We start from the raw sequence: 23,957 nt of genomic DNA on the forward strand, positions 1-23,957 counted from the left end.
CAATAAAGGCTATCCCCAGCATTATTATCATGCCGGGAATAGCCTTTTAGTTTCGTTTAAAGGATTTATTTTTGAGCAGCTAAGAAAGCATCCAATTGTTTTTGCTTTTCTGCAATAATCTTATCAAGTCCAGCTTTCTTGAGCTTGTCGGCATACTTAGTCAGCACGGTATCTGGATCAACAGAACCGGTGTCCAAACTGATATCGTATTCATCCATTACAGCTTTACAAGCCGCCATTTCAGTCTTCATAGAGGATGCGTCGAAGTTGAAGCCTAGTGCTACAGAAGCTTTACCTTTGGAGTTAAAAGCCTTGAATTGCTCCCATTTGTCTGGAGCTTCGCTTTCCCATACAGGATTCAGGAATTGGCTTCCAAGCATCCAGGCGGCAGCAGTATTATAGTCACCCGTTTTGTCAGTAGCTTTAATCGTATCGCCGCTAACGACATCATAATGAACACCTTTTACACCAAATACGAGGAGATTATTGATTTCCTTATCCGTGTGCAAAAGATCTAAGACCATCATGGCACGAGCTGGATCACCAGAGGAAGCGGAGATCGCTAACATCGAACCTGCGGCGTCACTGGTAGAAATCGTTGGTTCGTTAAAGGCAATTTGTTTCAGTTTACCAACCAAACCTGTAGCATTAGCCAATTCGCTATCTTTACCAGGTTTAAGGGATTGTACTGTCATAAAGACATTACCAGCCTTCATTGCATCTTGTGTAGAATTCGTTGCAACGGCCGCATCTTTGTTAATATAACCTTTCTTCATGTATTCACGGGTAAGTTTGATGATTTCCTTATAGCGGTCCAGCTCAATCATAGATTGAATTTTAGTGTCCGATGAATCCTTAAGCAGAACGCCCGGAATTGAAGCATCACCAAGCGTATCGTACTGTGCCATGTACTGAGAGTTAAAGGTCTCTCCTTGTTTGAAATACAGTGGAGTAAGGTCTGGTCTCTTCTCCTTTACGACTTTGAGAACGGCATCCAGATCTTGAATGGTCTTTACATTCGACATATCAATGCCTAGTTCATCAGCAATATCCGAGCGATACACGATCCCGCCTTGTGCGGCTAACTCCTTATTCGTAGGAACGGCATAATTCACACCATTGATCGCAGAACCTTTTAAGAATTGCGGGTCGAGGTTTTTAAGAATCCCTTGGCCATATTCGTTCAATAGATTACCGTACTTGCCGTTATCATCATTAAGCGGGAGGTAAGCACCTTTAGCGGAGTTGGTTACATAGTTTTTCCATTGCGCTGTAAAAATAATATCGAATTTCTCCTGACTGGCAATCTTCAGGTTGACATCATTGTCCCATGGACCCCAGTCGATCGGTGCGATATCCAATTTAGCGTTAATTTTAGGTTCTAGAAGCTTATTGATAGCATCCTCAACAACCTGTTCATCCTTTTGAACGGCACCGACATAGATTAACTTGACAGTATAAGGATCTAATTTCTTCTCAGGTTCAGCTGTAGGATCTGCAGCAGGCTCATCTGTTGCCGCAGCGTTGGTAGCGGTTGCATTTTCACTTGGCGCTGGTGAAGCCCCTTCATTATTTCCGTTATTTCCTCCGCATCCAGCTAAGCTAAGACTGAGTACCACGATAAGCATCAGTGTTAATAGTACGCTTGTTCGAATAGCCTTCATGTATACCATAACCTCCCTCAAAATATTTATATATGCTGAATCGGACGTTCACACACTTGCATAGAGCGCCGAATTAAGCCATTCCAAACCTCATTAGCCTTTAACAGCACCAACGGTAAGCCCTTTGATAAAATACTTTTGGAAAAAAGAGTACACGAACACGATTGGACCGATACCAATAACAGCCATCGCCATTCTTACCGTTTCTGTCGGCAGATTGATTTCTACACCTTGTGCAGCTAAGGCTGCCATCGCTTGAGGGCTCGCAGTCAAGAATTGAACATTCAACATCGTCTTATACATTAGATACTGTAGATTGACATGCCCTTCTGGCGAAATGAAGATTAAGCTGAGATACCAGTCATTCCAATACGCCAAAGTCTGAAATAATCCCACTGTAGCTAATACCGGTAACGACAATGGCAGAATGATTTGAACGAAGATCCGAAACTCTGGTGCCCCGTCGATTTTAGCGGATTCAACGAGTGCCGGCGGGATTGTATTTGCAAAAAAGGTCCTCAAAATGATAACAAAGAATGCTGAAACCAGCAGTGGCATAATCAGAATCCATAGCGTATCTTTCAAATGCATCATTTGAGTATAAACCAGATACCAAGGTACTAGACCTCCATTAAACAGCAGTGTAAAAAACATAAAGAACGAAAAGAAATTACGATGTGGAAAATCTCCACGTGAGATAGGATAGGCATACATTGCCATAATCACGAGACTCAGAATCGTTCCAACCACTGTCACAAATAAGGAAACGGCAGCCGCATCTATAATCTGCCAATAATCTTTTAACAGAAATTCATAAGAAGAAATATCCCACTTGCTAGGAAAAAAGCTATAACCATTCTGTACAACGGATTTCTCATCCGAAAACGATACGATAATTACGAGAATCAACGGGACCACACAAATCGCTGTGTAGATCCAGAAGAATATATTAATTAACAAATTGGAAATATTCGAAATTTCATTGGGTTGTCTTTGCCGTTTAGTTCTCTTTCCTGTACGACCTGACGGCCCGATTGTAGTTTCTGCCTGGCTCAACACTCCCACCTCCCTCTAAAATAACGCATCATCTTTACTTATTCGTCGTACGGCTAGATTCGCTAAGAAGATCAGTAGAAATCCTACAACAGATTGCACGAGACCCGCGGCAGAAGACATCCCTATATCACCAATCGCTAGGAAGGTCTGATACACATAGGTGTCGATAACTTGCGTAGTGGAGTATAATGCGCCTGCATTTCTAGTAACCTGAAAGAACAATCCGAAGTCTGCGTTAAAAATCCTGCCAATCTGCAGCAGCGTCATTACGATAATAACCGGACTGATCAGTGGTAGTGTGATTTTGCGAATCTGCTTCCATTTAGAAGCACCATCGATCAGCGCAGCCTCATAATATTCATGATCTATACCGATGATCGCAGCCATGTAAATGACCGTCGTATATCCAATCTCTTTCCACAGTTTCACTATCACTAGAATCCCTGGCCAATATTGCGACTGTGAGTACCATTCAATTGGATCGACTCCAAATAAAGGAAGCAGCGTCTTGTTCATAAATCCATGCTCTGCACTCAGAAAGCCGTATACTAAATAACTAACGACGACCCATGAGAGAAAATACGGGAGAAACATCGCACTCTGATGGAATTTCGATAGCCATCTGCTGCGCATTTCGTTAAACATAATCGCAAAAGCCAGTGAAAAAAATAGTGTGAGTACAATAAACGCAGTGTTGTACAATAGGGTATTTCTTGTAATGACCCAAGCCGTCTCCGTCGAGAATAGATACTTAAAGTTCGCTATCCCGACCCAGTCGCTGCCTAGAATCCCTTTCTGGTAATTGATATCCTTAAAAGCAATTACCGTCCCTAACATCGGTATGTAGTTATTGATGATCAGAATAATAATGGCTGGGAGCATCATCAAATAGAACACCCAATATTTCTTCATCACTCTTAGAAAATTCGGCGCTCTCCCCCTGCCTCTTTTCTTTACTTCTGACAAGCTGACGGAAGGATTCGTCACACTCATTTTCAGTTCCCCCATTTCCCCATCATCCCAATCTAAGGCCTTTATCACGCTGTTAAGCTACCGTCTTGCATTTCCTTCTTACACTCTAATTAAAACATATGATAAATTATGGGAGTATAGGGAACATATTATATTTCTATAAAAAAAGAGATGATTATCCTTAGTAACTAAGGATAATCATCTCTAATGTTTAAAATCATTTAATTTATTACAGCCGTAGGCTGAATTACTATGTACTTATCACAGCCGCAGGCTGGTCGATAGTCCATTCATTCCCTAAGGAGTCCCCACATCAGCAGGAGTGGGACGACCCCATACCCACAACAAAGTGTGGTGAGGGAGAAGGAACGGAGAGGAAGTTTGGAACTGTAGGAGCGTAGCGTTCGCCTAAAAGCTTTCCTTGGAAAGCTACCTCGGAAGCATATGCTATCCTCGGATTTCAACCGCGAGCAGCGGTTTCCAATCAAGAAATCCGAGGATAACAGCGACCGGAAGTCCAAACATTCCTCGCAGTGACGCTAAACCTCACCATACGCCGCAAACCTTATAATACTTCTGCCCGACACCGATCGCGATACTCCTTAGGAGACATCCCCGTCTGCTTCTGAAACACCTTCGTGAAATAACGCCGTTCCTGATAACCCACTCCGGAACCAATCACCGTAATGCTCTTGTCGCTATTGGTAAGCATAAACTTGGCAGCTTCAATTCGCTGTTGTGTTACGTATTCCACGAAAGTCATTGCAAATCGGTTTTTAAACAAGAGACAGAAGTAACTGCCGCTAATTCCGATCTTATTCGCCACTTCCTCAATCCCGATATCAGAATGAAGATGTTCAGAGATGTACTGAGCGGCGAGGTTCATAAGCTGATCCGGTGTTTTTTTACCATTGTCCGCTTCAGGAATCTCCTGAAATAAAGGAATGCTATTATACAGTTTATTTTTAAACTGTTTACTACGAATAGTAGCTCCTATCTCACGTACCTTATTGCCAAGTTCTTCATAATGGATCGGCTTACAAATATATTCTTTCACCCCAAGCCGAATCGCTTCCCGTGCATAGTCAAACTCTTGATACCCGGTAAGAAGAAGTACCTCACTATCCAATCCCATTTCCCGCAACTTTCCTACAAAAGTTAACCCATCCATCACTGGCATACGAATGTCACTTAACACAAGATCAGGCTGCTCCTCTTCGGCAATGCGCAAGGCGTCCATACCGCTTCGCGCCATACCAACGACCTCCATCCCCATCTCCTGCCAAGGCAACACTCTGTTTAGATTATTCAGAATTGGGGCTTCGTCATCTACCAATAATACTTTTAGCATAATGATCTTCCCCCTGCTCGTATTTAGGTATGACACATTGAATAATAGTACCATAGCCTGGACTGGAACAAATAAATATTCCGTACCTGTCACCGTATTCAATGCGGATGCGATCCGCTACACTGCGAATACCAAGTCCTCTGCGTTCAAGATTCATCCGGTTTTCTCGTTCAACTTTAACCTCTTGCTCCACAGGATCATTCACAATGTATTGGAAAATGGACAACTGAGACGGCGTAATACCAATACCGTTATCTTCAATCTGTAAAATCAAGTCCCCTTGCTTCTCCCAAGCTTTCACAGAAACTTGACCTTTGTAATCAATCCCCTCAAATCCATGCTGAATGCTGTTTTCTACAAGCGGTTGCAAAGTAAGCTTTAGAATGCCGCAACTCATCAATTCTTGTGGGATATCAATATCATATTCAAATAAATCCTCAAACCTGAATTTTTGAATATCTAAATAATTGCGCAGATGTTTAATTTCTTCATCCAGTGTAATTTCTTCTCGATCCTGAATGCTGATACGTAAAATACTTGCCAGTCTGTAGACCATCTCACTAACTTTCTTGCCTTCATTCTGTATAGCCAGAACATTAATCGACTCTAATGTATTGAATAAAAAATGCGGTTTGATCTGCGCCTGTAGAACACGCATTTCCGCTTGATTCTTGCGGCGCTGTTCCACATGGATTCTATTAAACAACCCATTAATTTTATCCATAAGATCATTAAAGCCTTTTGCAAGAAGCGTTAACTCATCATTCCCTTTTACCTCTACCCGCGTAGTCAAATCCCCATCCTCAACCCGTCGCATAAAACGAACAATTACGGCAATTGCGCCAGTAATTCGATTCATAAAGAACAGATTGAAAATTACTGCTGCTAAAAAGCATAAGAAGATAACCCCAACAAACCATCGTGCAAATACTGTAACTTCATGAGACAGAGAGTTCCATGAAGTTACAGACACTAGACTCCAAGGATAATCTTTCAAATGATACATGGAGAGAATACTTTTCTCCCCGTTGTAATGCGTTTTAAAACTCTGAAACCCTTTTTCAAAGGTAATCTCTTTATTCGCGAATGACTGAATATCCTGTCCATCCAGCTTTTGATCTGGGTCGAATAGAATCATTCCATCATCATTTACAAGCATAAACGAGACATCTTGATTGCTATCCCCAATTTTTAAATTGCGAAATATCGATTCGAACTCCCAATTTTTGATCTGCACAACGAGGATACCTATGTTCTGAAAGAAGCTCAATTCCTTAACGAGTCGAATTTGTGTAAACACAGGTTCAGTTCCCGTAAGTTCGGGATATTCATGAGGAGCCAGCCACTTCGGCACACCATTCAAATCCATTACTTCCTGGTACAAATCACTTTTCTTAAATGTATCATAGGGTAGTGTTCGGAAATTTTCCTTATTAAAAAGCGACACGATTTCAGAGTTACCTCTACCGTTAAAATTGTACAAAAAAGCGTAGCTGATCGATGGATGGTTAAACAACAGACTACGGAAATTGCGCTGGCTTGCATTCAAATTGAGTTGCTCGGCATCAGTCAAATCCTGGTTAGTAGGATCTTCTGCGCTAAGTGCCATATGAAAAACCGAGGTAGCAATTCCGTTGTCTGTAACGTTATCCATATCTTTTAACACATTCGAAATACTGTAACTAATTGCTTTAAGTGAGTATTCCGACTGCTGACTGTACTTCTTCTCAATAGAGTTATAAGTCACGAAAAACATAAGCATGCCTAGAATAAATAAAGGAATGATTATCAGGCCCAAAAATGCCGTAAATAATTTATAGCGCAAATTCATCGGCTGGTGCTCCTGACTGAGAAAAAAAGTTATCCTTTTACGCCGCCTGCTGTTACGCCTTCAATAATTTTCTCCTGTAAAATCGCATAAATGACAATTACCGGCAATACGCTGAAGACGATACCCGCTGACATTTGTGCATAGTTCATCTGGTATTGATCACGGAATTGAACCATACCAACTGGGAGCGTACGCAGTTCGTCATTTGATAGGAAGTAGTTTGCCAGCAAGAATTCATTCCAATTGCCCAGGAAATTAACTATGAATACAGTAACCATGGCAGGTACGGTTAGAGGTACAATAATTCTAGCAAAGATACCCGGAGCCTTCAACCCATCCATGACCGCCGCCTCTTCAATTTCTCTAGGCAACGAACGCATAAATGCGGCCAATATTATGATTGTAAATGGAATGGCATTTGCGATATAAGGAATAATCAATGCCCAGTGCGTGTTCAGAATCCCCATCTTACGTACAATCGTATAAATAGGTAGCATCAATGCATTGTTTGGAATCAGCATTCCCACCATAACTAGCGAGAACAAAATCGTATTCCATTTGCCTTGACGCATACGTGTAACAGCAAATGCAAACATTGACGCTAGAATGATAGATACTACAGAAGCCAATATGGAAATATACAAACTGTTAAAAAAGTAGGTGCTGATCTTGGCATTCACCCAAGCTTCAACGTAGTTATTGAAGACAAACTCCTTTGGAATTCCAAAAGGGTTAAGCGCTATTGCATTATTATCCTTCTTCACAGAGGAGAATAACACGAACAGGAAAGGAAATAGAATAACTAGCAGATAGGACAAAAGTGCGACATGTGGCAGACTTTTTTTCAGGGCGCGTGGCATCAGTATTCAATCCTTTCTGTGCGTCGGGCTATCAGCAGCTGATAAAGGGCTGTAACCACCAGTGTAAATACAAAGATCAGGACTGCGATGGCATTACCGTACCCGTATTTAAAGTTAGTAATTGCATATTTAATCATATAGGTTGCCATTACATCGGTTGAACCCGCAGGTCCACCCTTAGTCATTACAATTACGATATCCGCCGCTTTCATTGCCCCTGCAATGGATAACATGATTACGACAGAGATGATTGGGACGATTAGCGGAAGCGTGATACGTGTAGCTCGTTGGAATCCAGTTGCACCATCAATAGCAGCAGCTTCGTCCAATTCACCCGGTATCGACAAAATAGCTGCCAGTACCATTACGATATAGAATCCTGTCCATTGCCAAGCATTCGTGATCAGGATCGATAACATTGCGAATCTCTCATCCGACAACCAGTAAAGCGGATCAATACCAACTAAGCCAAGAACCTTATTTAAAAGTCCAATGTTGGGCTCATAAATGAAGCCCCATAGAATACCGATAACTGCTGTAGACATAATGGAAGGCATGAAGACTGCCGTCTTGTATAAGCCTTTTAGCTTCTTTACATTTGATATTAATAATGAGAAGAATATAATTAACGGCACCTGTACAAAACAGGAGAAAAGAATGAACCAACCGTTATTTTTGACGGATATCCAGAATCGTTCATCTCCTAATGCCTTCTCAAAATTACTGATTCCGGCAGACTTAACTGTGTCAGATACACCATTCCAGCTAGTAAAGCTGTAATAGATTGAACTGAAGATGGGATAGATGAAGAACATCGTGAACAGGATCAGTGCTGGAAGAATAAAAAGGAAAAATACCAATGGATTTCTTAATGCTTTATTCATGACTACCTCCGGTTGCTTTGACATCTGGCGAACAATGAATGTTTAGATCAGCGCAAACACATAATTTCTTTGAGTTTAAAAATGTACCCTGGTTCTAGCACCAGGGTACATTCAGTTTGCAGCTACTTATTCAACTGCTGCGTTTGCTTCTTCTTGTACCTTCTGTAAAGCTTCGCCCATCTTCTCTGGAGTTGTCTGACCACCAATCAGCTTTTGAATTTGAATGTTACTGATTTCTGTAGTTACATCTGCTTGAACGAGAGAGTCAAATGCTGGGAACGAAGATTGTGAGTTATTAAGTACACCTACGATTTCGCTCATCAGATCATCCGTAATATTTTCATTCAGAACGTTTTGGTCAATTTTCATTGCTGGCAATACGCCATCTTCAACAAGTCCACGTAATTGCATTTCTTCATTAAAGAGGTTTTTGATAAATGATTTCACAGCAGCTAATTGACGTGGATCTTTCTCAGCAGAAGCAGAGAAGCCATAGCCATTGTTTACATCGCGCATCAATGCTGTTTGGTCGCCCACGCCACCATCAACTGGAGGAATATTGAAGAATCCAACTTTACCGATCAAGCCTTCGCCAGATTGTCCAGCTTTGAATACGGAGGATTTCCAAGTACCATCATACAGCAGGATTGCTTCACCACTAGTGAATTGTGTTGTATATTCAGCATACTCGAAACCAAGTTCGCCTTTTTTGAAGTATCCTTTATCAACCCATTCTTTGTACTTCGCAAAGCCTTTTACAACGTTTGGATCAGTCCATTTAGCTTCGCCTGTTGCAAATTTAGCAGTTACATCTGGACCTGCATAACGTGACCACAAGTGGTTAGCTAGCATGAGTGGTACCCAACCAGCCTTAGACGCACCAGCTAAAGGCACTTTTCCGTCAGCCTTGATATCAGCCAATTGTTGTTCCAATTCAGCAAATGTTGTTGGAGCTTTCCAACCCTTGCTAGTATAGTATTCTTTGTTGTAGAAGAATCCTTCACCAGATCCACCGATTGGCAATCCGTAAATTTTTCCTTCATAAGTGAAAGGATCTAGATTTGAGAATTTATCCTTAATTCCAAGTTCCTCAAGAATTGGAGTCAGGTCAAGTAATTTACCTTCTTTAGCATAGATCTTAGAGTCAGGGCTACCGAACAGATCGAAAATCTCTGGTGGATTACCTGCAGCCATTTCACCACGCAATTTTTCTTTACGGTTTACATCTGAATCTACTCCATCGAGTTTAAAGGTCAGACCAGGTACATCGCCTTCTACCTTTTTCACTACTTCTTGCAGAATAGCTAGACGTTTCTGTTTGTCTGCACCGATTTGAGTGTGACGAATCGTCATTTCGAACGGTTCGTTGCTTACCGGTTCTTCAGTTGCAGGAGCATTTGTAGCGTCCGCTGCATTAGTCGCGGTAGCGTTTCCATCTCCTTTGTTAGAAGATGCATTATTGTTGCTTCCGCAACCTGCCAGTAAAGCTGATGATACAAAAATCAGGGACAATAGCAAAGTCATTCCTTTTTTCATTTCTTGTGACCCCCCATATAATGTTGTGCTTTACACTTCTTATTATAGAAAACAGATTCCATTCTCGTAAGGTTAAGATTCATCCACTATAGGGATAAAAATCTCTAATGAAAGCGGAATCAACTACACAATATGTTATGTATAATAACTTTATTATAGTAAAAATTACGATTAAACGTTATTATATGTGATTTAACCACACATTACCTCGGGTAATAATTATAAAATCTTTAAATAATGATATATTATCTGTCATTATGTATTTACAAACTCCTTAATCAACAGCTGTAACTATATCATGTTTTTACAAGGTAAATACAAAATTACCCCTTTTCAAGACACCAGACGTCCCTCTTTAAACAAAAAAAGCCATTCCTTCAGTAGTAAATCACTGAAGGAACGGCTCTCACTTAAGGTAGATATCAATTATACCAGTGCTGTCTGTTTACGACCTTCTTCGACCAAGCGGTATGCCCGCTGAACTTCTTCATCGGAAGGGGATGGCACGCCATCTAACTCATAAGCCTTGCCGAGCATTTCCCATTTATAAATACCCATTTGATGATAAGGTAAGATCTCAAATTTCTCAACACCATTTAAGGTTCCAATGTAACGGCCCAAGTTAATAAGATCCTCTTCACGATCATGAATGCCTGGAACATATACATGTCTAATCCACATCTTACGATTATGATCTGATAGCCAGCGTGCAAGCTTCAAAGTACGATCATTAGATTTACCAGTCAACTTGATATGCGCTTCCTCATCTATATGTTTGAGATCTAGCATAACCAAGTCGGTAACATCCAATAAGTCATTAATCTTGTCACCTTCGTTGTAACCATTACTATCTAATGTAGTATGCAGATTCCAACGCTTTTTAACTTCTGTAAATAACTGCTTTACAAATTGCGCCTGCAAAGTTGGTTCTCCACCGGATACTGTCAATCCACCACCGGATGAACGATAGTAGTTTATATATGGCTCGATCTCCGCAAGCACTTCTTCTAAAGTCATTTCTTTACCTTCATCTAAAGCCCAAGTATCAGGGTTATGACAATACTGACATTTCAGCAAGCATCCTTGCATAAATAAGACAAATCGAATACCAGGTCCGTCAACGGTTCCAAAGGTTTCCAAAGAGTGTATGCGACCTTTAATCATAGGATATCATCCTTTCGCCACGACAGACTAACAGTCCCTCTTTCACGAAGAAGCTCCCTGTCTTTGAGACTGTCATTTCCCTTAATCGCGGCTGTGATATTTAAAATTTTAACAATTCTCAAACAAGATATTACCGCCCTTGAGACAAGGGCGGCATCTTCCTTGCAATTATTTCAATGTAGTACTTCATTCAAAGATCTTTATGAATAGGAACGAATTACATCGAACCATGGAACGTACGGTTGATTACATCCAATTGTTGTTCACGAGTCAGCTTGATGAAGTTAACTGCATATCCGGATACGCGGATAGTCAATTGTGGATAGTTCTCTGGGTGTTCCATAGCGTCCATCAGCTGTTCACGGTTAAACACGTTAACATTCAAATGTTGAGCGCTGTTATGGAAGTATCCATCCATCATGTGTACCAGGTTAGACTTACGGGATTCTTCGTCTTTACCCAGTGCTTTAGGTACGATAGAGAATGTGTTAGAGATACCATCTTGTGCATCGGAGTAAGGCAGTTTGGCTACAGAATTAAGGGAAGCCAGAGCACCTTTCTTGTCGCGTCCGTGCATTGGGTTAGCACCTGGTGCGAAAGGTTCACCTTTCTTACGTCCGTCAGGTGTAGTACCTGTCTTCTTACCGTACACTACATTTGAAGTAATGGTCAGTACCGATTGAGTCGGTACAGCATCACGATATGTTTTGTGCTTACGGATCATAGACATGAAAGCTTCAACCAATTCTACTGCGATGCTGTCTACAGCATCATCATTGTTACCGTAGCAAGGGAATTCACCTTCAGTTTCAAAGTCAATTGCAATACCTTGTTCGTTACGAATTGGTTTAACCTTCGCGTATTTAATAGCGCTCAGTGAGTCAGCTGCAACGGATAGACCAGCGATACCACAAGCCATCGTACGCAGAATGTCGCGGTCATGCAGTGCCATTTCAATACGTTCGTAAGAATACTTGTCATGCATATAGTGAATGATGTTCAAAGTGTTAACATAAGTCTTAGCCAACCACTCCATCATCGGTTTGAAGCGTTTCATTACTTCGTCATAATCCAGATATTCAGAAGTGATCGCTGGGAATTCCGGTCCAACTTGTGCTCCGGATTTCTCGTCTTTACCACCATTAATAGCGTACAGCAAAGCTTTTGCTAGGTTGGCACGAGCACCGAAGAACTGCATTTGTTTACCGATGCGCATTGGAGATACGCAGCAAGCAATCGCATAATCTTCACCCCAGTATGGACGCATTAGATCGTCATTTTCATACTGAATTGCACTAGTTTCGATGGAAACCTTAGCACAATATTTTTTGAAGGCTTCAGGCAATCTTTCGGACCAAAGAACTGTCAAGTTTGGTTCCGGTGCTGGACCCAAGTTGTACAGGGTGTTCAGGAAACGGAAGCTGTTCTTCGTAACACGAGTTGTTCCGTCTTCAGCCATACCACCGATGGATTCAGTTACCCATGTAGGGTCGCCGGAGAACAGATCGTTATAGTCAGGTGTACGCAAGAATTTCACGATACGCAGTTTCATTACGAAATGATCGACGATTTCTTGAACTTGCTCTTCAGTCAAAGTACCTTCAGCAATATCGCGTTCTGCATAGATGTCTAGGAAGGAAGATACACGTCCCAGGGACATCGCCGCACCATTTTGCTCTTTAACTGCTGCCAGATATCCGAAGTATACCCATTGAGTAGCTTCCTTGAAATTGGTCGCTGGTTTGGAAATATCCATACCGTGAGCGGCTGCCATTTCTTTCAATTCGCCCAGTGCACGAATTTGCTCGGACAGCTCTTCACGAAGACGAATTACCTCTTCAGTCATGGAATCAACTTCAAGTTCAGCTTGTTGTTGTTTTTTGTCTTTAATCAGGAAATCAATACCGTATAGAGCGATACGGCGGTAGTCACCGATGATGCGTCCGCGGCCGTAAGCATCAGGAAGACCTGTGATAACGCCGGATTTACGCACTGCTCTCATGTCTGGTGTATATGCATCAAATACGCCTTGGTTATGCGTTTTGCGAATGTTCGTAAACATATCAACGATGTTTTGTGGAAGCTCGAAGCCATAAGCTTTCGTAGCATCGACCATCATCTTGATCCCGCCGAATGGCTGGATGGAACGTTTGAAAGGAGCGTCAGTCTGAACGCCTACAATTTGTTCCTTGTCCTTATCAATGTATCCAGGAGCATGTGAAGTGATTGTGGAGACAGTATCCAGGGAAACATCCCATACGCCGCCTCTTTCTCTTTCTTCTTTGCTCAGTTGGGAAATAATTTTCCATAGTTCAGTTGTGTTACTAGTAGGTCCTACGAGGAAATCTTCGTTTCCTTCATAAGGCTTAATGTTACTTGCGATAAAATTGTTAACGTCAACTTTCTTGGACCATTTACCTTTTGTGAAATTTCTCCAACCGGATTTCACTTCATTTACTTCTTTTTCAATCACCGACATGCTAAATCCCTCCATCTATATTTATTATATTTGTAGAGATCGCGGGCTTGAAGGTTGATCCCGTGTCTCGTGATCCCCAAAGATGTGGTTGTTCCAAATTTCACAATCAACATTTCATATGTGGGACCGTTGTTTATATAAACATTCTAGTTTATTTTCTATAAAAACACTGTGACAAATATCACCTTTCGAGTGATATTTGTCACCTTTATCTAAGTCCACAACTATCCTATTCTCTATTTAACCAATTATTAATTATCAAATCTTCCGTAGAATGCATTACGGTATACATCAGCAAGTTCAGATACCAACGGCAGCTTAGGATTGGCAGTTGTACATTGATCTTCAAACGCACGGTCAGCCAAGTAATCTACACGGGATTCGAAGTCCTTAGGATCAAAGCCCAGTTGTTGGAACGATTCCTCGATACCCAATTTTTTATTCATATCGCGAATAGCATTGATCAGGCTAGTTACACCTTCTTCAGTTGTGCGAGCTGGCAATCCCAAAATACGGGCAATTTCAGCGTAACGCTCATCAGCTACGAAGTGCGAATATTTAGGGAACGAAGCGAACTTCGTAGGTTTTTTAGCATTGTAACGGATAACGTGTGGCATAAGGATCGCGTTAGTACGACCATGAGCGGTGTGGTACTGTCCGCCCCATTTATGCGCCAAGCTGTGGTTAATTCCCAAGAATGCATTGGCAAAGGCCATACCCGCAAGTGTTGATGCATTATGCATTTTCTCACGAGCTACTCTGTCGCCTTCCAGTGCCGATTTTTCAAGGTATTGGAATACCAGTTGGATGGCTTTAATAGCTAGACCATCAGTGTAGTCACTCGCCATAACAGATACATAAGCTTCGATAGCATGTGTCAATACGTCCATACCTGTATCTGCAACTGCAGTTTTTGGCAAGCTGTATACGAACTCTGGATCAATGATAGCTACGTCTGGTGTTAACTCATAGTCAGCCAATGGATATTTAGTGTGTTGTTCAGTTGTTTTATCGGTAATAACTGCGAAAGATGTTACTTCCGAACCCGTACCCGAAGTAGTTGGAATCGCTACAAACTTAGCTTTGTTACCAAGTTTAGGGAATTTGTATACCCGTTTACGGATGTCCATGAATTTTTGTTTTAGACCGTTAAAATCTGCGTCTGGATGTTCATAGAATAACCACATTCCTTTTGCAGCATCCATTGGGGAACCGCCGCCAAGTGCGATGATGCAGTCCGGTTGGAACCTGTTCATCATTGCAGTACCTTTTTCAACTGTAGTTGTCGATGGATCTGGTTCAACTTCCGAGAACACTTCGATAGCTACAGGAGTTTGGCGTTGACGCAGGTAATGTTCAACTCTTTCAACATATCCAAGCTTAACCATCATTGGGTCAGTGATAATTGCGACACGTGTGATATCAGGCATTTTGGTCAGGTACTGAGTAGCGCCTTTTTCGAAATAGATCTTGTCAGGTACTTTAAACCATTGCATATTCACGGTACGACGATTCACCCTTTTCACGTTGATCAAATTGATTGCTGTAACGTTTTGCGACACGGAGTTACGACCATAAGATCCACAACCCAGAGTCAACGAAGGGATATTAGTGTTATAGATATCGCCGATCGCACCATGTGTGGAAGGCGAGTTAACGAGAATACGTCCTGTTTGCAGACGGTTAGAGAACTTCATGATTACTTCTTCGTTGTTGGAGTGGATAGCCGAGCTATGTCCCATACCACCAAATTCAACAATTTGAGCTGCGCGTTCGATCCCTTGATCTGCATTTTTAACTTTGTAGCAAGCAAGAACCGGGCTTAATTTTTCAGCGGAAAGTGGATATTTAGTGCCTACACCTTCAAGTTCTGCTACCAGAATCTTTGTGCCGGCAGGGACTTGAATGCCACACATTTCAGCAATTTTCACTGCGGATTGACCTACGATTGCTGGGTTAACCGCACATTTTTCTACATTCATTGCTCCACTAGTCAGTTTGGCAGCTTCTTCTTTATTCACAAAGTAGCATCCATTAGCAATCATTTTCTTCTTCACTTGATCGAAGATTGGTTCTTCGATAATAACAGCTTGCTCGGAAGCACAGATCATACCATTATCAAATGTTTTAGAAAGAATGATGTCCGTTACGGCTTGATCAATATCCGCGCTCTTTTCAATGAAAGCAGGTACGTTACCAGGGCCTACGCCAAGTGCTGGTTTACCACAGCTGTAAGCTGCTTTTACCATTGCAGAACCACCAGTTGCCAAGATAAGAGCAACGTCTGGGTTGTTCATCAATGCGTTTGTCTTGTCCATTGTTGGCATCTCAATCCATTGGATACAGTTCTCAGGAGCGCCAGCTTTCACGGCAGCATCATGAAGAATTTTTGCAGCAGCTGCACTACACTCTTGCGCAGATGGGTGGAAACCGAATATAATAGGGTTCCGTGTCTTAATCGAAATCAACGCTTTAAACATCGTGGTGGATGTAGGGTTGGTTACCGGTGTGATACCCATAACAATTCCGACGGGTTCAGCAATTTTTTGGAAGCTATCATAAGCGTTGTCTTCAATAACGCCTACTGTTTTATCGTATTTAATTCCGTGCCAGATATATTCAGTTGAGAAGATGTTCTTCGTAATTTTGTCTTCGTATACGCCGCGTCCAGTTTCTTCTACGGCCAATTTTGCGAGGTACATATGTTTGTCGAGTCCAGCCAACGCCATTGCATGAACGATTGTGTCAACTTGCTCTTGGTCTAGCGCCATGAACGCCTCATGCGCTTTTTTTGCTTTATCCACTAAATTCTGAATATACTCTTCAGCGGTAACTTGTTTAACTTGGGCGGCGACTTCGTTCTTAACTGCCATCTCCCTCGTCCTCCTGTCAATTTTTAGTTGTTTTTCTCTACACATTTATCTTATCACATGATTTCCACCTTGTATAGTGAAATCTTTCACAAAGTATAAAGTTTTTTTGATTTGTTTTCAAAGCGCTTTTATTCGATCATATTATAGATATTTTTCCATATTTTATGTTAAAAATCCCTTCAAATCTTAGAATTATACTTTAATAAGCAAAGTATTGAGCCCATTTCCTTCCATTCACTTTAATACAGCACTCCGTTAAGGCATTCCCTTCATCACAGAAATTTACGATTTTCCTATGCCGTAATAGTTTCCAGTTGATCATCATTAGCTCTGTAGATTTATAAATTTATAAATTATAACAACAAAAAAACCGGCCCCAAAGGGACCGATTTTATTAATTTACCTATTCTGCTTTAATCGTATCAAAGAATTTCTCTTGCACTGTTTTAGCTGCTGCTTCTAGCTGGCTCTTAGAATCCGTTCCTTTTTTGGAGAACAGCTCTTGAATGACATTGGACATTGTTGCGTAGTAGTCCTGTGTATTGTATTGAGCTTCAGGTTTACCATCTAAGAGTCCCATAATGTCAGGGCTATATTGGTATACATTGGTGTACTTGTCATAAACCGCTTTGGTCTTCTTACCAAACTCAGAATCTGCTGAGTAGTAATCTAAGAGTGGCGGGATAAAGTATTTACCATCAGCTGTACGTTGTTGAAGGACTGCATCCAGTGCTTCCAAACCTTTATCAGAGAAGTAATCAAATGTGATATAACGGAATGCCATTTCTTGCTCATCTGGTGTTGCATTCGGATTAATTACGAGGTAATCACCACCAAGTACCCCCGTATGCTTGCCGCCTTTTTCCATAGCAGGCATTGGATATGTGAGCACATCCTCAGGTTTCAGTCCACCTTGATTCAGTGCTTGCTCGATTACGCCATCGGACCCAGCCATTACCATAGCTGTACGACTTTGTTGGAATGCGCCTACAGCATCGCCCCAGCCAAGTGCCCAGTCCTGAGGAATCGCGTTAGCTTCCCATCTAAGTTTCTTGTAGAAATCCAGTGCTTTAACACCAGCATCGGAATTAAAGGTAGCGACAACCTTGCCGCCTTCAACCTTTTGAATTTCACCGCCAGCTTCGAACAGGAAGTTGGTCCAGTTCCAGCCTGCTTCGTTACCTTTACCCATTGGAGCAATACCGGAAATACCTTTTTTGACATCAGCTACGCCTTTAGCCGTATTCAGCATATCATCCCAAGTCCAATCCATTGGTGGGACCGCAACGCCTTTTTCATCCAGCATTTTTTTGTTGATCATAGTCGTTGTTACATAACCTTTTTGAGTTACTCCGAAAACTTTACCATCAATGATGAACTGATTTTGCAGTACTGGGTTAATTTGATCCTTAAATTCGTATTTGTTCCAAAGATCCGTAATGTCAGCAACCCAGCCCTTTTCCACCAGGAACTTAGCTTCTGTAGCGTAGGTGTTAAAGAAGGTTGGTGCTTCATTCGCAGCCATTTTGATTCCGATTTCACTTACATTGTACTGCCAGTCGTCTTTAACAATTTCAACATTTGGATATTCAGCCTGGAAACGTTTAATCTTGTCATCTTCTTGCGCTCTCACTTCAGTCAAGTCAGGTGTTGGATAGTGAATCTTGATCGTCACTTTTCTTTGAGTAATGTCATCCACTGGCGCCTCCGTAGCGGTTGCTGTATTATCCGTTACCGCATTTGTTGGCGCAGTAGTTGCTTCCCCGCCTTTGTTTCCCGCTGTGTTTCCGTTATTATTGCCACTGCAAGCAGATAGCAACGAACCGGCTACAAGTACGCTTAGTAGAACGCTAGAGTACTTACGCATTGAAACTCCCCTTTTCAATTCATAATTATCTTACAGATAAATCTTAAAATAGAAACCGTTTGCAAACGAGGTGCATTTATATTCACTTCATGTGCATGTTTACGATCCGTGGTTAAATTCGTCGATAATTGCTTATCCTTTCACTGCTGACAAAGCAACCCCACGCATAATGAATTTTTGGAAAATCAAGAAGACAATGATTGGTGGCAACGATACTAAAAACAGGATTGCAAATTTGATATTAGTATTGAGTGCCTTCACATTAATAACGTATTTATAAATGGCTGTCGCAAGCGTATATTTCTCTTCACTGTGCATAACTAGAGATGGCCAGAACCAGTCATTCCATGCGGTAGAAAAGATAAAGATCGCTAATGTTGCAAAAATCGGAATTGAAAGTGGTACAGCAATGGAGAAAAAGCTTCTCGGCTCAGAGGCTCCATCAATTCGTGCTGCTTCAAAGATTTCTGGATGAATCCCGTCAAAAAAGTTCTTTAACAAAAGAAAGTAGAAGGTGTTCGCACCTGCTGGCAACCAGAAAGCCGCGTACTGATTCAGCAATCCCAGCTCCTTCAAATTGACAAAGTTGGGGATCATGTAGCTGGTAGCCGGAATAAACAATGTCATCAGGAAGAAGAAGTAAATCGCTCTTTTGTATGGAACATTCATACGGGAAATACTAAAAGCGGACATTCCCAATACGACTAAAGTCACAACCATATTCCCTAAAAAAATATAAATGGTGTTTCTAAGAAACATCGGCAGATCAATGTAATTCATTGCATCCTTAAGGTTGCTGAAGTGCCATTCCTGAGGGAAAAAATGCGGTGGGAATGAATTCACCTCTTGATTCGACTTCAATCCGTTGAATAACGTCATACAAATCGGGTACAGCATGCTAAAAACCATAACCAAAATGACTACACACATCAAACCGTAAACAATCTTATTACTTGTTTTTTTCAAATCGTGTTCTGAAAGAATCCCTCTATCTGCGCTCTTCATCTTAGTAGTCCTCCTTGTTAAGCTTGAACTGTAAAATGCCCAAACCACCCAGGACAATGAACATTAACATGCCAAGCGCAGTAGCTGTTCCATAATCGAGTCTTGTAAATGCATATTTTACAATCAACAATGCGTAGGTAAGTGTAGTGTTATTCGGCCCACCATCAAGTAACGCCATTTGTGACTGATACCCTTGTGAAGTAGCAATAATTTGTAGAATCAACATCAAAAAGATTAAATTACGCAGTGAAGGCAAAGTGATGTACTTTATTCGTGCCCATATACCTGCCCCATCAATTTCAGCGGCTTCATACCAATCTCGCGGAATGCTGAGTACAGCAGCCAAGTATATTAACATCCCTGATCCGAACTGCTGCCATGTCTCCATAAACACAAGTGAAATCATGGACCATCTTGTATCTGTTAAGAAGGCAACTTGGTCCACACCCATTGTACCTAGTAACGCATTAATTGGACCCACCGGATCATATAGCCATCTCCACAGTCCATACAGGACGACACCAGGCATAACGAAAGGCAGATAAGCCGCTACACGTACAAAACCCCCAAACTTTCTCAGCTCCGAGATCATGATAGCAAAAGCAATCGGAACCCAAAACCCAATAATAAGACATAAAAACATGTAATACCCAGTGTTCTTTAATGCAGTCAAGACATCTGGATCACTAAGTGCTCTACTGTAGTTCTCAAAGCCTACAAAGCTATTCCCTTTAACAAAATCCACATGGTAAAAGCTGTACAGTAAGCCTTTGAAAATTGGAACCCACAAAAACATAATAAAAATAATTACGGCAGGTACGAGGAACATATATCCCCAAAAGTTTTTCTTCCAGCGGTTTTGCTTGTACGGTGTCCCCTTCAGCGTCGCCGGGTTTTCGGTTACTACTGCGGTTTGATTCATCAGGCTCCCTCATTCCATTGTTCTTTCAGCATTTTTCACAAAATGCTTCCTACCTTAAATTGTAGGAAATGAGGGTTGTACTGAACATGTCTATATCTACCGAAGTCATGGGTGTTTTTACTTCTTCAATTCGCTGGGGCTAATCCCATAATATTTTTTGAAAATTTTACTAAAATGCTCGGGTGATTCATAACCTACACGTTCCGCAATTTCGTATCTGCGAAGATCGGTATTCAAAATCATTTCCCGACTTTCTTCCATCCGGAGCTTGATTACATATTCCCACAGGTTATAACCTGTATTTTTCTTAAATAGGTAACTCAAATAATTGGGACTAACATGATTCTTCTTAGCCACATCGTGAATCGTCAGTCCTTTTTGCGCATAGTTCTCGTCAATATATTCTTTAGCTTTTTGTACGATCAGATTGCTATGGGTATGAAGCTCTTCTACAGATGGATCACTCGTGTAACTGTTCCAGTTGAAATCCCCATAATAGAACACATAATGGTCACTGTGCTCATTGTTCCAGAGAATTGCATTGGAAGCCTGACGGTTCAATACAGCCATAAACGAAAGCCCCTTTAGAATCTGGCTGATGCCAATGACCACGTTCAGATGTAAGTATTTATGGATATTAAAATGAAGACTGCGTCCAAGAATATCTAGTCTATTGATTTGGCTGGCAGATGAATCCTCATAGCTTTTTTCATCCCATTGAATAATGATCGTAATCTCACCATCCGGTGCATAAAAAGCTATCGAGTTCCATTCCTGATCCATTAGTTCTTTGGCAATGTTCAGCGCAGCATAACAAAGAAGCCGTCTGTCCCGCAAAGTGTACTGCTTCTCTTGGTTCATTCCAGACAGTGGTACCTTAAGTTTTAAGACGGAAAAATACGGCCCTTGCAGCTTCAGGTTATCCAGCTTCAGCAGGTTATCTGCCTCAGCAAGTACAACTCCAGGGTCGATGAGCAATTCATTCAAAAGCTTGCTGAATTCTGGAAGCGGCTCTTCCAGTCGAAAGCTCTCGTTAATCCCTGACATGAAAACGTCTAGTTCTGGTGAGGGCTTACCCATCTTAAGGAGCACATTTCTGACCGAATCCAAAAACTGCTCACTATTCAAAGGCTTAATTAAATAATCCTTAGCACCGAGCCTAACGGCCATTTGAGCATATTGAAACGTCTCATGTGCAGAAATCACGATAGTCTGAACCCATGGTTTGGCAAGTTTTGCATGCTGCATCAGATCAATTCCACTCATTGCACCCATCTGAATATCCGTAACGAGCAGATCAATTTCCTCCATGCGGATACAGTCCAACGCCTCAAATCCGCTATTAGCTGTATAAATATTAGAAATATCCAGCCCGGATGAAGCTAATAAATTGCTCAGTCCTTTACAAATCAATGGTTCGTCATCTACTACCAATATATTGAACATATCTGTATGCTCCCCTTCCTTAGTCCTGATTCTCCGATTTCGGAAGCTTGACTGTTACTAGCGTTCCGCCTTCTGTACGAGGGGTATAGCTGATGCCATAATCAGAGCCAAAATGTAAATGAATACGCTGGTTAATATTACGGATACCATAACCGCTGGTAGGATTCGGACTGTCATCATTCAATACAGCTTCAATGGCTTCATAATCAACAGACTTATATCCGTTATCTTCAATAGAGATCCTAACGGTTTCGTCCTCACAAACTGCAGTGATGGTGATCTCACCATCCTCGCCCATATTTTTGACCCCATGAATAATAGCATTTTCTATTAATGGCTGCAGCGTAATTTTAGGAATTAGGTTGCTTTTCGTATTTGGGTGAATATCCATCACAACTCGAAATACGTAATCATAGCGGTGCTGCTGCAGCTTGATATAAGCCGTTGCATGCTCCAGCTCTTCTTCAAGGGTAATCAGCTCCCTTCCCCGACTAAGACTGATCTTCATAAGTTTGGACAATTCCTTGATCATCTCGGCGGATTCGACATTCCCTTCTAATGAGCTTTTCCAATAAATGCTCTCTAGGGTGTTATAAAGTAAATGGGGGTTGATCTGTTGATATAGCAGTTGAAGCTGTGATTCCTTCTGTTTAAGCTCCATCTGGTATTTATATGTGATTAATCCGTTAAGCCTGCGGGCCATGTCATAGGTAGAAGCAATCAGCACACTGACCTCATCATTACTCCCCCTCCGCGGCGTCTCTGGAACACGATTACCCGGCTCGTATTTTCGCACGAAAAAAGCCAGCTTTTGCAAAGGAGTCATTAATGAACGCCAGAAGTACGTTATCATAATCAGTCCAAATACTGCATAAGCCACGGTGATATATTGAATAACACTTTTCATTTCGTTCTGTTGCTGCAATAGCGCCTTCACTGGAACTTTGTAGACCAGTTTTTGACCAAGCGCATGGTTATTGTTAACCACATAGATAAAATCGGAGGTAATCACATCTACTGTACCTTCCAAATCCTCAGCAACCACCGTCTCCGGCAACGCAATCACTTCTCCAGTATTATTCGTAGTGGAAGCAAGAACACGGTTATTCAAGTCTGTTAAGTAAATTTCGCCGTCAGGCAAAGAGATTGATTTGAGGGATTCTCCAATTTTAGAGTCCATTTTGGTGATGACCAAAACGCCAATCGTCTCCGCTTTTCTGGAAATGTTGTTTACAGCTCTCATGTAAGTTAGTGTTTTTAAATTCTCTGCTTGCGCGCTTAGCCTCTCCGTGAACTTCAGTGAGCCGCGTCCCTTCTTCTGAACAACCTCTTCAAACCAGTATGGCTCTTCGGCTTTGGAAAAGAAATAAACGCCCGCCTTCTTAACCTGTGGGAAATTGGGGGCGAAAAAGTAATAATCATTCGGATCGTATATATAAAGGGAGTAATAAATACCATCCCCCCGTTCAGCACCCTGGGAGTAACTGACCAACAACTTCTCTATCGTCTCATACCGTTTGACTCTCTCCAGTATGGTATCCGAGCCAGTCATATTAATTTGCTGAATCAGAGGATTCTGTATCACGGTGGTAGTGATTTTATTTACTGTGTCGATATCCCGATTAATAATCGTAAAGTTCTGCTTGTTCAATTCCACATAAGCATTCGTAACATGGCGCTTCAGTATTTGCTCCGCCTTCATATTCCCATATATGTTCAAAAAGAGGATCGGAGAAATCATAATCAGAAATAGCAGGATGAGCTGCTGCTTGACGTTCAGCTTTCGAATCAATCTAATCAGCCTAGACAACACTATAGTCACACCTCCGGGTTAAATAACTATATCAAAGGGATAAACGCTTACATATGTTCATTTTAAAGTTTTTTATGGTCATTTGTATGTAGTTTTTTTCTGTTGTGCGGATTATAAGAGCATGGTGATATAGACGTCACTGCGTGGAGCGTTTGGGCTTACGATCGCTGTTATCCTCAGATTTCCTGATTTTATACCGCTTTGCGGTAGAAATCCGAGGATAAAGGCGACCAC

Annotated in this window: 16 protein-coding genes; all 16 read right to left on the reverse strand. The window is 41.5% G+C overall.

All coding sequences use genetic code 11. The annotated features are described in order from the left end of the window. Positions 1-65: 65 nt before the first annotated feature. The 16 genes from ACDZ28_RS30400 to ACDZ28_RS30475 all read right to left on the reverse strand — a co-directional run bounded on the left by ACDZ28_RS30400 (position 66) and on the right by ACDZ28_RS30475 (position 23,723). Complete coding sequence (locus ACDZ28_RS30400) at positions 66-1,664, reverse strand: ABC transporter substrate-binding protein (RefSeq protein WP_375103520.1); 1,599 nt, start codon at positions 1,662-1,664, stop codon at positions 66-68. Positions 1,665-1,757: 93 nt separating this feature from the next. Beyond that, complete coding sequence (locus ACDZ28_RS30405) at positions 1,758-2,720, reverse strand: carbohydrate ABC transporter permease (protein WP_231573854.1); 963 nt, start codon at positions 2,718-2,720, stop codon at positions 1,758-1,760. Between the two features lie 15 nt (positions 2,721-2,735). After that, a complete protein-coding gene (locus ACDZ28_RS30410; RefSeq protein ID WP_375103521.1) occupies positions 2,736-3,728 on the reverse strand; it encodes an ABC transporter permease in 993 nt (330 codons plus the stop codon). A 529-nt stretch (positions 3,729-4,257) separates the two neighbouring features. Beyond that, on the reverse strand, positions 4,258-5,043 hold the full coding sequence (locus tag ACDZ28_RS30415; RefSeq protein WP_042129873.1) for a response regulator: 786 nt from the start codon (positions 5,041-5,043) through the stop codon (positions 4,258-4,260). After that, entirely contained in the window at positions 5,018-6,874 is a 1,857-nt protein-coding gene (locus ACDZ28_RS30420; RefSeq protein ID WP_076120642.1) for a sensor histidine kinase, read from the reverse strand. Before ACDZ28_RS30420 ends, ACDZ28_RS30415 begins: the two co-directional genes overlap by 26 nt. Before the next feature lie 29 nt (positions 6,875-6,903). Further along, entirely contained in the window at positions 6,904-7,734 is an 831-nt protein-coding gene (locus tag ACDZ28_RS30425; RefSeq protein ID WP_076120643.1) for a carbohydrate ABC transporter permease, read from the reverse strand. Continuing rightward, positions 7,734-8,618: a carbohydrate ABC transporter permease gene (locus tag ACDZ28_RS30430; RefSeq protein WP_076120644.1), complete on the reverse strand. Its 885-nt coding sequence runs from the start codon at positions 8,616-8,618 to the stop codon at positions 7,734-7,736. The genes ACDZ28_RS30425 and ACDZ28_RS30430 overlap by 1 nt, the downstream gene beginning before the upstream one ends. Positions 8,619-8,744: 126 nt before the next feature. Continuing rightward, complete coding sequence (locus ACDZ28_RS30435; RefSeq protein ID WP_076120645.1) at positions 8,745-10,154, reverse strand: extracellular solute-binding protein; 1,410 nt, start codon at positions 10,152-10,154, stop codon at positions 8,745-8,747. Positions 10,155-10,580: 426 nt separating this feature from the next. Further along, positions 10,581-11,318: a pyruvate formate-lyase-activating protein gene (gene pflA, locus ACDZ28_RS30440; protein ID WP_042129882.1), complete on the reverse strand. Its 738-nt coding sequence runs from the start codon at positions 11,316-11,318 to the stop codon at positions 10,581-10,583. A 217-nt stretch (positions 11,319-11,535) separates the two neighbouring features. After that, entirely contained in the window at positions 11,536-13,797 is a 2,262-nt protein-coding gene (pflB, locus tag ACDZ28_RS30445) for a formate C-acetyltransferase (protein ID WP_042129884.1), read from the reverse strand. Between the two features lie 251 nt (positions 13,798-14,048). Beyond that, entirely contained in the window at positions 14,049-16,670 is a 2,622-nt protein-coding gene (adhE, locus tag ACDZ28_RS30450) for a bifunctional acetaldehyde-CoA/alcohol dehydrogenase (RefSeq protein WP_076120647.1), read from the reverse strand. A gap of 403 nt (positions 16,671-17,073) precedes the next feature. Further along, on the reverse strand, positions 17,074-18,537 hold the full coding sequence (locus ACDZ28_RS30455) for an ABC transporter substrate-binding protein (RefSeq protein WP_042129888.1): 1,464 nt from the start codon (positions 18,535-18,537) through the stop codon (positions 17,074-17,076). Positions 18,538-18,669: 132 nt separating this feature from the next. Next, on the reverse strand, positions 18,670-19,542 hold the full coding sequence (locus ACDZ28_RS30460) for a carbohydrate ABC transporter permease (protein ID WP_042129889.1): 873 nt from the start codon (positions 19,540-19,542) through the stop codon (positions 18,670-18,672). A 1-nt stretch (position 19,543) separates the two neighbouring features. Continuing rightward, positions 19,544-20,464 (reverse strand): carbohydrate ABC transporter permease, encoded by a 921-nt coding sequence (locus tag ACDZ28_RS30465; protein ID WP_375103522.1) that lies wholly within the window; start codon positions 20,462-20,464, stop codon positions 19,544-19,546. A gap of 117 nt (positions 20,465-20,581) precedes the next feature. Then, entirely contained in the window at positions 20,582-21,910 is a 1,329-nt protein-coding gene (locus ACDZ28_RS30470; RefSeq protein ID WP_042129893.1) for a response regulator, read from the reverse strand. Positions 21,911-21,929: 19 nt separating this feature from the next. After that, positions 21,930-23,723: a sensor histidine kinase gene (locus tag ACDZ28_RS30475; RefSeq protein WP_375103523.1), complete on the reverse strand. Its 1,794-nt coding sequence runs from the start codon at positions 23,721-23,723 to the stop codon at positions 21,930-21,932. Positions 23,724-23,957 lie beyond the last annotated feature (234 nt).

It is taken from the genome of Paenibacillus sp. RS8 (assembly GCF_041956825.1).
In the GTDB taxonomy this organism is placed as follows: domain Bacteria; phylum Bacillota; class Bacilli; order Paenibacillales; family Paenibacillaceae; genus Paenibacillus_AQ.